The sequence below is a fragment of the Pseudomonas sp. NPDC099000 genome (assembly GCF_044759925.1).
Classification (GTDB): domain Bacteria; phylum Pseudomonadota; class Gammaproteobacteria; order Pseudomonadales; family Pseudomonadaceae; genus Aquipseudomonas.
Genome location: NZ_JBIWAF010000051.1, coordinates 1 through 11,457, shown reverse-complemented (window position 1 = coordinate 11,457; position 11,457 = coordinate 1). Strand labels below are relative to the sequence as shown.

Below are 11,457 nucleotides of genomic sequence, written 5' to 3'. Positions count from 1 at the left end.
ACCAACTATCCCTACCTCCCGTTCTTCTTCGATGGCCGAGTAATCATGGATATCAAACGCACGATCCTGATCGTCGCCCTGGCAATCGTGTCCTACGTTATGGTTCTTAAATGGAACCAGGACTATGGCCAGGCTGCCCTGCCGACTCAGAATGTTGCTTCCAGTACTACCGCACCGGGCCTACCGGACACGGCGACTGGCAATAATGCTTCTGTCAGTGACGACATTCCACGCGCCGCAAGTGATACCAGTGCAGCACCTGCTGAAACACCAGTAGCTGTTAGCAAAGACCTCATCCAGATCAAAACGGATGTGCTCAATCTGGCGATCGATCCACAAGGTGGCGATGTTGCCCAGTTGACGCTGCCGCTGTATCCACGTCGCCAGGACCATCCGGAAATTCCATTCCAGTTGTTCGATAACGGCAACGAGCGGACTTATCTGGCCCAGAGCGGTTTGATTGGTACCGACGGTCCGGACGCAAATCCGGCTGGTCGCCCGGTTTACTCCTCCGAGAAGAAGATCTACCAACTGGCTGACGGTCAGGACCAATTGGTGGTGGACCTCAAGTTCAGCAAGGACGGCGTCAACTACATCAAGCGTTTCACCGTGAAACGTGGCCTGTATGACGTAACCGTTTCCTACCTGATCGACAACGAAAGCGCCAAGCCTTGGTCGGGTGCGATGTTCGCCCAGCTGAAGCGTGACGCCAGCTCCGATCCTTCTTCCAGTACGGCCACCGGCACCGCGACTTACCTGGGCGCCGCCCTGTGGACAAGTAACGAGCCGTACAAGAAAGTGTCCATGAGCGACATGGACAAGGCTCAGCTGAAAGAAACCGTTAACGGTGGTTGGGTTGCATGGTTGCAGCACTACTTCGTGACCGCGTGGATTCCGGCGAAAGGCGAGAACAACCTCGTCCAGACCCGTAAAGACAGCAAAGGCAACTACATCATCGGCTACACCGCTCCGGCAGTGACCGTTGCGCCAGGTGCAAAAGCTGAAGTCAGCGCTGTTCTGTACGCCGGTCCAAAAAGCCAGGCTGTGCTGAAAGAGTTGTCCCCAGGTCTGGAGTTGACCGTCGACTACGGCATTCTGTGGTTCATTGCCCAGCCAATCTTCTGGCTGCTGCAACATATCTACGATCTGGTCGGTAACTGGGGCTGGTCGATCATCTTCCTGACCATGCTGATCAAAGGGATTTTCTTCCCGCTGTCGGCTGCCAGCTACAAATCCATGGCGCGGATGCGTGCAGTGGCACCGAAACTGGCCGCGCTGAAAGAGCAACATGGCGATGACCGGCAGAAAATGTCGCAAGCCATGATGGAGCTGTACAAGAAAGAGAAGATCAATCCGCTGGGTGGTTGCTTGCCAATCCTCGTGCAGATGCCGGTTTTCCTGTCGCTGTACTGGGTTCTGCTGGAAAGCGTTGAAATGCGCCAAGCGCCGTTCATGCTGTGGATTACTGATCTGTCGATCAAGGATCCGTTCTTCATTCTGCCGATCATCATGGGTGCGACCATGTTTATCCAGCAGCAGTTGAACCCGACTCCTCCAGATCCGATGCAGGCGAAGGTCATGAAGCTGATGCCAATCATCTTCACCTTCTTCTTCCTGTGGTTCCCGGCTGGTCTGGTGCTGTACTGGGTTGTGAACAACTGCCTGTCCATCGCCCAACAGTGGTACATCACTCGTAAAGTCGAAGCGGCTACCAAAGCAGCTGCCTGATTTACACTGTGAATAACCACTCAAAACGCCCCCTAGTGGGGCGTTTTGCTATCTGTCACTTTTGTCTGGATACCGGTTTATGAGCGTTCCTCGGGAAACCATCGCAGCTGTTGCCACCGCTCAAGGTCGGGGCGGTGTGGGCATCGTCCGTATTTCCGGGCCGTTGGCGAGTGTTGCCGCCAAGGCGATCAGTGGTCGGGAATTGAAACCACGATTTGCCCACTACGGCCCGTTTCTGAATGAAAACGAAGAGGTGCTGGATGAAGGCATCGCGCTGTATTTCCCGGGACCGAACTCCTTTACCGGCGAAGACGTGCTTGAACTGCAGGGGCACGGCGGGCCGATCGTTCTCGATATGTTGCTCAAACGTTGCCTGGAACTGGGCTGTCGTCTGGCACGGCCAGGTGAATTCAGCGAGCGCGCCTTCCTCAATGACAAGCTCGACCTCGCCCAGGCGGAAGCCATTGCCGACTTGATCGAGGCCAGTTCTGCACAAGCCGCGCGCAACGCGTTGCGTTCGTTGCAGGGTGCCTTCTCCCAACGTGTGCATAACCTCACCGAGCAGCTGATCGGCCTGCGCATCTACGTCGAAGCTGCCATCGATTTCCCGGAAGAAGAAATCGACTTCCTGGCTGACGGCCACGTACTGACGATGCTCGATAAAGTGCGTGATGAATTATCCACAGTGCTTCGCGAAGCCGGGCAAGGTGCGTTGTTGCGCGACGGGATGACCGTGGTCATTGCCGGCCGGCCGAATGCCGGCAAATCCAGCCTGCTGAATGCCTTGGCCGGGCGAGAAGCCGCGATCGTGACCGAGATTGCCGGCACCACCCGGGACATTCTTCGCGAACATATCCACATCGATGGCATGCCGTTGCACGTGGTCGACACGGCAGGTTTGCGAGATACCGATGACCAGGTGGAAAAAATCGGCGTCGAGAGGGCGTTAAAAGCCATCGGCGAGGCTGATCGTGTGCTGTTGGTGGTCGATGCGACGGCTCCTGAGGCACTTGATCCGTTCGCGTTATGGCCGGAATTCCTGGAAATACGCCCGGATCCGGCAAAGGTCACGCTGATCCGTAACAAGGCTGACCTGACGGGAGAAGCGATTGCCCTGGAAGTCAGCGACGATGGCCACGTCACCATAAGCCTTAGTGCGAAATCCGCCGGCATGGGACTGGAACTGCTGCGCGAACATCTCAAGGCCTGCATGGGCTACGAGCAGACCTCGGAAAGCAGCTTCAGTGCTCGCAGGCGTCACCTTGAAGCGTTGCGACATGCCAGCGCATCCCTTGAGCATGGCCGTGCACAGCTGACCTTGGCGGGCGCCGGTGAACTGCTGGCCGAAGATTTACGTCAGGCTCAGCACTCTTTGGGTGAAATCACCGGTGCATTCAGCTCCGATGACCTGCTGGGACGCATTTTTTCCAGCTTCTGCATCGGTAAATAGTCCTTCCGATGTTCACAGACAGGCCGTTCGCGCCTGTCTGTTCCTTCCCTTGTATTAAATTTCTTCCAGTGCTGAGCAGATTCTTTCTGCTTGAGCGGATTTTCCGTGTGCGGAATTTGCTCGATCAGCACTTTTCTGTGGATTAAGCCCTGTGAGTAACTGCCACTAAGGGCAGTTGATAACAGGGCCTGAAAACTGAAGATAACCACCCCTGTGGATAACCACCTCTTTCATCCACAGGCTTAAACCGGTTATCCAAGGGCCTCCTTGGCACATGACCACAGGGTTTTGAATCTCTGTACATATTGAATATAAAGGCCTGTAGAGATCTATCCACAGAAAGTAGGCTCAGTAGAAATAAACATAAAAACAAAGATTTAATAAATTTCTCTCTTTTTAATTTCTATAACCGCGACTTCTCCACAGCTGGTTAAATTTTGTGCAAAGGGTTCTTTAGGAAGGGCGAAGTCCCTATACTTGCCGACCAGGTCCAGAAACCTGAGCTCAAACTATTCCTGATTACCTGACTAAAGCAGGCACGAGGTGCGTGGTGGATTTCCCTTCCCGTTTTGAAGTGATCGTCATCGGCGGCGGTCATGCCGGTACCGAGGCAGCACTGGCCTCAGCACGCATGGGTGCAAAAACCCTGTTGCTGACGCATAACGTGGAAACCCTCGGTGCCATGAGTTGCAACCCTGCCATTGGCGGGATCGGCAAAAGCCATCTGGTAAAAGAAATCGATGCCCTCGGTGGCGCGATGGCCATGGCTACCGACAAAGGTGGTATCCAATTTCGCGTATTGAACAGCCGCAAAGGCCCGGCCGTGCGTGCAACTCGCGCTCAGGCTGACCGGGTTCTGTACAAGGCCGCTGTCCGCGAAGCATTGGAAAACCAGCCGAACCTGTGGATATTTCAACAAGCCGCTGATGACCTGATCGTCGAACAGGAACAAGTGCGCGGTGTTGTCACACAGATGGGTCTGCGTTTCTTCGCCGATTCCGTGGTGTTGACCACTGGCACGTTCCTCGGTGGACTTATCCACATCGGCTTGCAGAATTATTCCGGTGGCCGTGCCGGCGATCCGCCGTCAATCGCCCTGGCTCATCGTCTGCGTGAATTGCCACTGCGGGTCGGTCGACTGAAAACCGGTACGCCACCGCGGATCGACGGTCGTTCTGTGGATTTCTCGGTGATGACTGAGCAAGCAGGCGATACGCCGATCCCGGTGATGTCGTTCATGGGTTCCAAAGAGCAGCACCCGAAACAGGTCAGTTGCTGGATTACCCACACCAACGCCCGTACCCACGAAATCATTGCCGCCAACCTTGATCGTTCGCCGATGTATTCCGATGCAGGGTTGATCGAAGGCATCGGCCCGCGTTATTGCCCGTCGATCGAAGACAAGATCCACCGCTTTGCCGACAAGGAAAGCCATCAGGTCTTCATCGAGCCGGAAGGTTTGACTACGCACGAGCTGTACCCGAACGGGATATCCACATCCTTGCCGTTCGACGTGCAATTGCAGATTGTGCAATCGATCCGCGGCATGGAAAACGCGCACATTGTTCGTCCCGGCTACGCCATCGAGTACGACTACTTCGACCCGCGTGACTTGAAGTACAGCCTCGAAACCAAAGTCATCGGCGGTCTGTTTTTCGCCGGGCAAATCAACGGCACCACCGGTTACGAAGAAGCCGGCGCCCAGGGTTTGCTGGCCGGTGCGAACGCTGCACTGCGTGCGCAGGGCAAAGATGCCTGGTGCCCGCGTCGCGACGAGGCGTATATCGGGGTGTTGGTCGACGACCTGATCACGCTAGGTACTCAAGAGCCGTACCGGATGTTCACTTCTCGCGCCGAATACCGCCTGATCCTGCGCGAAGACAACGCCGACCTGCGCTTGACCGAAAAAGGTCGCGAGCTGGGTCTGGTGGATAACGCGCGTTGGGCAGCGTTCTGCAAGAAACGCGAAAGCATCGACCTCGAAGAGCAGCGCCTGAAAAGTACCTGGGTCCGCCCGGGCACCGAGCAGGGCGATGCGATTTCCGAGAAGTTCGGTACACCGCTGACCCACGAATACAATTTGCTCAACCTGCTGAGCCGTCCGGAAATCGACTACGCTGGTCTGATCGCCGTGACTGGCGGTGGTGCAGAAGATCCACAAGTCGCCGAGCAGGTCGAAATCAAGACCAAGTACGCCGGCTACATCGATCGCCAACAGGATGAAATCGCTCGTCTGCGGGCCAGTGAAGATACAAAACTGCCTGTGGATATCGATTACACAAACATTTCCGGTCTCTCCAAAGAGATCCAGAGCAAGCTCGGCGCGACCCGTCCAGAGACCTTGGGCCAGGCGTCACGTATCCCGGGCGTTACGCCGGCAGCGATTTCGCTGTTGATGATTCATTTGAAAAAACGCGGCGCGGGCCGTCAGTTGGAGCAAAGCGCTTGAGTTCGTTGGTCACCTCGCAACATGCCGAAGAGTTATCCACAGGTGCTCGCCAGCTCGGTGTCACGCTGACTGAAGCCCAGCACGCGCAACTGCTGGGCTACCTGGCCCTGTTGATCAAATGGAACAAGGCTTACAACCTGACCGCCGTGCGCGATCCGGACGAAATGGTCTCGCGCCATCTGCTCGATAGTTTGAGCGTGATGTCATTCGTCGAGAACGGTCGCTGGCTGGACGTTGGCAGCGGCGGCGGCATGCCCGGTATTCCGTTGGCCATCCTGTTTCCAGAGTCGCAAGTGACCTGTCTGGACAGCAACGGCAAGAAAACCCGCTTCCTGACCCAGGTCAAACTCGAACTCAAACTGGATAACCTGCAAGTTATCCACAGTCGTGTCGAAGCTTTCCAGCCTGCCCAGCCATTCAACGGGATCATCTCCCGGGCGTTCAGCAGCATGGAAAACTTCAGCAACTGGACTCGCCACTTGGGCGACGCCGATACACGCTGGCTGGCAATGAAGGGCGTTCATCCGGCCGATGAGCTGGTAGCATTGCCGGCAGACTTCCACCTCGATAGCGAACACGCCCTGGCCGTACCTGGTTGCCAAGGCCAACGCCATCTGCTGATACTGCGCCGCACGGCATGATTGGGAACACAAGCAAGAATGGCTAAGGTATTCGCGATAGCGAACCAGAAAGGTGGTGTGGGTAAAACCACCACCTGCATCAACCTCGCAGCTTCCCTGGTTGCTACCAAGCGCCGGGTGCTGTTGATCGATCTCGATCCACAAGGCAACGCCACCATGGGTAGCGGTGTGGATAAACACGGCCTGGAAAACTCGGTCTACGACCTGCTGATCGGCGAGTGCGACCTGGCTCAGGCCATGCACTACTCCGAGCACGGCGGTTACCAGTTATTGCCAGCCAACCGTGACCTGACCGCGGCCGAAGTGGTTCTGCTGGAAATGCAGATGAAAGAAAGTCGCCTGCGCAGTGCGTTGGCGCCGATCCGTGAAAACTACGATTACATTTTGATCGACTGCCCGCCGTCGCTGTCGATGCTGACGCTGAACGCCTTGGTAGCGGCTGACGGGGTCATTATCCCCATGCAGTGCGAGTACTTCGCGCTCGAAGGTTTGAGCGACCTTGTGGATAACATCAAGCGCATCGCTGAATTGCTCAACCCGAATCTGAAAGTCGAAGGCCTGTTGCGGACGATGTATGACCCGCGCCTGAGCCTGATGAACGACGTGTCGGCGCAGCTCAAGGAGCACTTCGGCGAGCAGTTGTACGACACCGTCATCCCTCGCAACATCCGTCTGGCCGAAGCACCCAGTTATGGCATGCCGGCGCTGGCTTACGACAAAGCATCGCGTGGCGCTATCGCCTATCTGGCGTTGGCCGGCGAGCTGGTTCGTCGTCAACGCAAAAACTCACGCACCGCCGCCGCTCAGGCAACTTAAGGAATCCCCATGGCCGTCAAGAAACGAGGTCTCGGACGTGGACTGGATGCACTGCTGAGTGGTCCGACTGTCAGCTCGCTGGAAGAACAAGCGGTGCAGGCCGATCAGCGTGAGCTGCAACACCTGCCCCTGGACCTGATCCAGCGCGGCAAGTACCAGCCGCGTCGGGACATGGATCCTCAAGCGCTGGAAGAGCTGGCGCAGTCGATTAAGGCCCAGGGCGTGATGCAGCCGATCGTGGTTCGACCGATCGGCAGCGGTCGTTTCGAAATCATCGCCGGTGAACGCCGCTGGCGCGCCAGCCAGCAGGCTGGCCAGGAAACCATCCCGGCGATGGTTCGCGATGTGCCGGATGAAACCGCGATCGCCATGGCGCTGATCGAGAACATCCAGCGCGAAGACCTTAATCCGATCGAAGAAGCCGTGGCCCTGCAGCGTTTGCAGCAGGAATTCCAGCTGACTCAGCAACAAGTGGCCGAAGCCGTGGGCAAATCCCGCGTGACCGTGGCCAACCTGCTACGCTTGATCGCGTTGCCGGAAGTTATCAAGACCATGCTGTCGCACGGTGACCTGGAAATGGGTCATGCCCGTGCTTTGCTCGGTTTGCCGGAGAATCAACAGGTTGAAGGGGCGCGACATGTTGTCGCACGGGGGCTGACTGTGCGCCAGACCGAGGCACTGGTTCGCCAGTGGTTGAGTGGCAAACAGGAGCCTGCTGAACCGGTTAAACAGGACCCGGATATCGCCCGACTCGAGCAGCGCCTGGCTGAGCGCCTAGGCTCTGCGGTGCAGATCCGCCACGGAAAGAAGGGGAAAGGGCAGTTGGTTATTGGTTATAACTCCCTCGATGAGCTTCAAGGTGTGCTCGCGCACATTCGTTGAAACATTTCCTCATGTAGCGTGCAGTCGGAAATCACTACCTGACAGTTGAATAGGGGCAGAACCGCCCCTATACTCTGCGCGCATTTTGTCGGCACAAATTATGCCAAGTTATTGAATTCTGGCAGCCGATCATTGGGGAGCAAAAACGATGGAGAGCCGCACGCCAAACCGCTTGCCGTTCCATCGCCTGGCAGTTTTTCCGGTCTTACTGGCTCAATTTGTCGTTTTGGTACTGGCCGCTTTGGCGCTCTGGTACTGGCATGGAGTCGTAGCCGGGTACTCAGGACTTTGCGGAGGCCTGATAGCCTTGCTGCCCAATGTTTATTTCGCTCACAGGGCATTTCGGTTTTCCGGCGCCCGAGCAGCCCAAGCCATCGTCCGGTCTTTTTATGCCGGTGAGGCGGGCAAACTGATTTTGACGGCAGTGCTCTTTGCATTGACGTTCGCAGGTGTGAAGCCATTGGCGCCGCTAGCTGTATTCGGCGTCTTCGTGTTGACCCAACTGGTCAGCTGGTTCGCGCCCCTGCTGATGAGAACAAGACTTTCGAGACCTTAGGGCGTTTGAGGCAACCATGGCAGAAACAACCGCTTCGGGCTATATCCAGCACCACTTGCAGAACCTGACCTTCGGTCAGCACCCAACTGGCGGGTGGGGTTTTGCCCACACCGCAGCAGAAGCCAAAGAAATGGGCTTCTGGGCTTTCCACGTCGATACCCTCGGCTGGTCGGTCGCGTTGGGTCTGATCTTCGTTCTTCTTTTCCGCATGGCGGCGAAGAAGGCGACTTCCGGTCAGCCTGGTGCTTTGCAGAACTTCGTTGAAGTATTGGTCGAATTCGTCGATGGCAGCGTGAAAGACAGCTTCCATGGCCGTAGCCCGGTGATTGCACCGTTGGCACTGACCATCTTCGTCTGGGTCTTCCTGATGAACGCCGTCGACCTGATCCCGGTCGACTGGATTCCTCAGCTGGCCATCCTGATCACTGGTGATGCGCACATTCCGTTCCGTGCCGTATCGACCACTGACCCGAACGCTACCCTGGGCATGGCCCTGTCGGTGTTCGCGTTGATCATTTTCTACAGCATCAAGGTCAAGGGCATCGGCGGCTTCATCGGCGAACTGACCCTGCACCCGTTCGGCAGCAAGAACATCTTCGTTCAAGCCCTGCTGATTCCGGTGAACTTCCTGCTGGAGTTCGTGACACTGATCGCCAAGCCTATCTCCCTGGCACTGCGTCTGTTCGGCAACATGTACGCCGGCGAACTGGTCTTCATTCTGATTGCTGTGATGTTCGGCAGCGGTCTGCTCTGGCTTAGCGGCCTGGGCGTAGTTCTGCAGTGGGCGTGGGCTGTGTTCCACATCCTGATCATCACCCTGCAGGCGTTTATCTTCATGATGCTGACCATCGTTTACCTGTCGATGGCGCACGAAGAGAACCATTAAGACCAGTCTCGACTAGTCTGATGTCCCACTCGGTCAAACGGGTGGGTGCCCGAACAGGGCTATGAAACGATTTGTTTTACCGCTTTAAAATCTAAAAAACCTAAACCATACGACGTAAAAGTCGGGAGGAAAGATGGAAACTGTAGTTGGTCTAACCGCTATCGCTGTTGCACTGTTGATCGGCCTGGGCGCACTGGGTACCGCAATTGGTTTCGGCCTGTTGGGCGGCAAGTTCCTGGAAGGCGCAGCGCGTCAGCCAGAAATGGTTCCAATGCTGCAAGTTAAAATGTTCATCGTTGCCGGTCTGCTCGACGCCGTAACCATGATCGGTGTTGGTATCGCTCTGTTCTTCACTTTCGCGAACCCATTCGTTGGTCAACTCGCTGGCTAATTACTCGAACCTTCGAGTAATTGGTGTGATGTGCAACGAACGAGCGAGGTGTTGGCGTGAACATTAATGCAACCCTGATTGGCCAGTCCGTTGCGTTCTTCATTTTTGTACTGTTTTGCATGAAGTTCGTGTGGCCTCCGGTCATCGCGGCTTTGCACGAACGTCAGAAGAAGATCGCGGATGGACTGGACGCTGCCGCCCGAGCAGCTCGCGACCTGGAGCTGGCCCAAGATAAAGCGGGTCAGCAACTGCGCGAAGCAAAAGCTCAGGCAGCCGAAATCATTGAGCAAGCCAAGAAACGCGGTAACCAGATTGTTGAAGAGGCTGTTGAAAAAGCCCGTATCGACGCTGACCGTGTGAAGGTTCAGGCTCAGGCCGAGATCGAGCAGGAACTGAACAGTGTCAAAGACGCGCTGCGTACCCAACTGGGTAGCCTGGCAGTCTCTGGCGCCGAGAAGATCCTGGGTTCCACAATCGATCAAAACGCGCACGCGGAGCTGGTAAACAAACTGGCTGCTGAAATTTAAGCGAGGGCGATCATGGCAGAATTGACCACGTTGGCCCGACCTTACGCTAAGGCAGCCTTCGAGCACGCCCAGGCCCACCAGCAACTGGCCTCTTGGTCAGCCATGCTCGGCCTGGCTGCAGCAGTGTCGCAAGACGACACCATGCAGCGCGTGCTCAAGGCCCCGCGACTGACGAGCGCAGACAAGGCCGCCACGTTTATTGACGTGTGCGGCGACAAGTTTGATGCCAAGGCACAGAACTTCATTCACGTCGTTGCCGAAAACGACCGTCTCCCGCTTCTGCCGGAGATCGCCGCTCTGTTTGACCTGTACAAGGCCGAACAAGAGAAATCGGTAGACGTTGAAGTCACCAGTGCTTTTGCATTGAACCAAGAACAGCAAGACAAACTCGCCAAGGTTCTCAGTGCACGACTCAACCGGGAAGTGCGCCTGCAAGTCGAGGAAGACAAATCCCTTATCGGGGGCATTGTCATCCGCGCCGGCGACCTGGTAATCGATGGCTCGGTTCGCGGCAAACTCGCGAACCTTGCCGAAGCATTGAAATCTTGAGTTTGAAGGGGCAGCAGAGCAATGCAGCAACTCAATCCTTCCGAAATAAGTGAAATTATCAAGGGCCGCATCGACAAGCTCGATGTGACCTCCCAAGCCCGTAACGAAGGCACTGTCGTCAGCGTATCTGACGGTATCGTGCGGATTCACGGTCTGGCCGACGTAATGTACGGCGAGATGATCGAGTTTCCGGGCGGCGTCTTCGGTATGGCTCTCAACCTGGAGCAAGACTCTGTAGGTGCCGTTGTATTGGGCTCTTACCAGTCTCTGGCTGAAGGCATGAGCGCCAAGTGCACTGGCCGCATCCTCGAAGTTCCGGTTGGTAAGGAACTGCTGGGTCGCGTAGTCGACGCACTGGGTAACCCAGTTGACGGCAAAGGTCCGCTGAACAACACCGAGACCGATGCGGTCGAGAAAGTTGCTCCAGGCGTGATCTGGCGTAAGTCGGTAGACCAGCCTGTACAGACTGGCTACAAGGCTGTCGATGCCATGATCCCTGTCGGACGTGGCATTGTTGTGATGATCTTCGTTTAGGGTAAGATTGTTTTTAATTGTGTTGATATCGTTGGTATCATTATCATT

11 protein-coding genes and 1 pseudogene are annotated in these 11,457 nt (G+C 56.2%); all 12 read left to right on the top strand.

Going from position 1 to position 11,457, the window contains the following annotated elements:
* Positions 1 to 45: 45 nt before the first annotated feature.
* Complete coding sequence (gene yidC, locus ACIQV9_RS28755) at positions 46 to 1,728, top strand: membrane protein insertase YidC (protein ID WP_403108621.1); 1,683 nt, start codon at positions 46 to 48, stop codon at positions 1,726 to 1,728.
* Between the two features lie 79 nt (positions 1,729 to 1,807).
* Positions 1,808 to 3,178: a tRNA uridine-5-carboxymethylaminomethyl(34) synthesis GTPase MnmE gene (mnmE, locus tag ACIQV9_RS28750; protein ID WP_403108618.1), complete on the top strand. Its 1,371-nt coding sequence runs from the start codon at positions 1,808 to 1,810 to the stop codon at positions 3,176 to 3,178.
* A gap of 550 nt (positions 3,179 to 3,728) precedes the next feature.
* Complete coding sequence (gene mnmG / locus ACIQV9_RS28745) at positions 3,729 to 5,627, top strand: tRNA uridine-5-carboxymethylaminomethyl(34) synthesis enzyme MnmG (protein ID WP_403108616.1); 1,899 nt, start codon at positions 3,729 to 3,731, stop codon at positions 5,625 to 5,627.
* Complete coding sequence (gene rsmG / locus ACIQV9_RS28740) at positions 5,624 to 6,268, top strand: 16S rRNA (guanine(527)-N(7))-methyltransferase RsmG (protein WP_102594524.1); 645 nt, start codon at positions 5,624 to 5,626, stop codon at positions 6,266 to 6,268. The genes mnmG and rsmG overlap by 4 nt, the downstream gene beginning before the upstream one ends.
* Before the next feature lie 18 nt (positions 6,269 to 6,286).
* Positions 6,287 to 7,084, top strand: coding sequence for a ParA family protein (locus ACIQV9_RS28735; RefSeq protein WP_090177596.1), 798 nt, complete (start codon positions 6,287 to 6,289; stop codon positions 7,082 to 7,084).
* A 9-nt stretch (positions 7,085 to 7,093) separates the two neighbouring features.
* Positions 7,094 to 7,966, top strand: coding sequence for a ParB/RepB/Spo0J family partition protein (locus tag ACIQV9_RS28730; protein ID WP_077748853.1), 873 nt, complete (start codon positions 7,094 to 7,096; stop codon positions 7,964 to 7,966).
* A gap of 148 nt (positions 7,967 to 8,114) precedes the next feature.
* Positions 8,115 to 8,522, top strand: coding sequence for a F0F1 ATP synthase subunit I (locus ACIQV9_RS28725; RefSeq protein WP_007948092.1), 408 nt, complete (start codon positions 8,115 to 8,117; stop codon positions 8,520 to 8,522).
* A 16-nt stretch (positions 8,523 to 8,538) separates the two neighbouring features.
* Positions 8,539 to 9,408, top strand: coding sequence for a F0F1 ATP synthase subunit A (gene atpB / locus ACIQV9_RS28720; protein WP_010465471.1), 870 nt, complete (start codon positions 8,539 to 8,541; stop codon positions 9,406 to 9,408).
* A gap of 133 nt (positions 9,409 to 9,541) precedes the next feature.
* Positions 9,542 to 9,799 (top strand): F0F1 ATP synthase subunit C, encoded by a 258-nt coding sequence (gene atpE, locus ACIQV9_RS28715; RefSeq protein ID WP_002555987.1) that lies wholly within the window; start codon positions 9,542 to 9,544, stop codon positions 9,797 to 9,799.
* 56 nt (positions 9,800 to 9,855) lie between these two features.
* Positions 9,856 to 10,326, top strand: a complete 471-nt coding sequence (locus ACIQV9_RS28710; protein ID WP_131059033.1) for a F0F1 ATP synthase subunit B — start codon at positions 9,856 to 9,858, stop codon at positions 10,324 to 10,326.
* A 12-nt stretch (positions 10,327 to 10,338) separates the two neighbouring features.
* Positions 10,339 to 10,875 (top strand): F0F1 ATP synthase subunit delta, encoded by a 537-nt coding sequence (locus ACIQV9_RS28705; protein ID WP_403108609.1) that lies wholly within the window; start codon positions 10,339 to 10,341, stop codon positions 10,873 to 10,875.
* 21 nt (positions 10,876 to 10,896) lie between these two features.
* A pseudogene (locus tag ACIQV9_RS28700) lies at positions 10,897 to 11,385 on the top strand (F0F1 ATP synthase subunit alpha); the annotation flags it as partial.
* Positions 11,386 to 11,457 lie beyond the last annotated feature (72 nt).

What these genes read in the sequence shown, in the direction of transcription:
- yidC (WP_403108621.1), top strand. Translation starts at nt 46, where the DNA reads ATGGATATCAAACGCACGATCCTGATCGTCGCCCTGGCAATCGTGTCC.
- mnmE (WP_403108618.1), top strand. Translation starts at nt 1,808, where the DNA reads ATGAGCGTTCCTCGGGAAACCATCGCAGCTGTTGCCACCGCTCAAGGT.
- ACIQV9_RS28735 (WP_090177596.1), top strand. Translation starts at nt 6,287, where the DNA reads ATGGCTAAGGTATTCGCGATAGCGAACCAGAAAGGTGGTGTGGGTAAA.
- ACIQV9_RS28730 (WP_077748853.1), top strand. Translation starts at nt 7,094, where the DNA reads ATGGCCGTCAAGAAACGAGGTCTCGGACGTGGACTGGATGCACTGCTG.
- ACIQV9_RS28725 (WP_007948092.1), top strand. Translation starts at nt 8,115, where the DNA reads ATGGAGAGCCGCACGCCAAACCGCTTGCCGTTCCATCGCCTGGCAGTT.
- atpB (WP_010465471.1), top strand. Translation starts at nt 8,539, where the DNA reads ATGGCAGAAACAACCGCTTCGGGCTATATCCAGCACCACTTGCAGAAC.
- atpE (WP_002555987.1), top strand. Translation starts at nt 9,542, where the DNA reads ATGGAAACTGTAGTTGGTCTAACCGCTATCGCTGTTGCACTGTTGATC.
- ACIQV9_RS28705 (WP_403108609.1), top strand. Translation starts at nt 10,339, where the DNA reads ATGGCAGAATTGACCACGTTGGCCCGACCTTACGCTAAGGCAGCCTTC.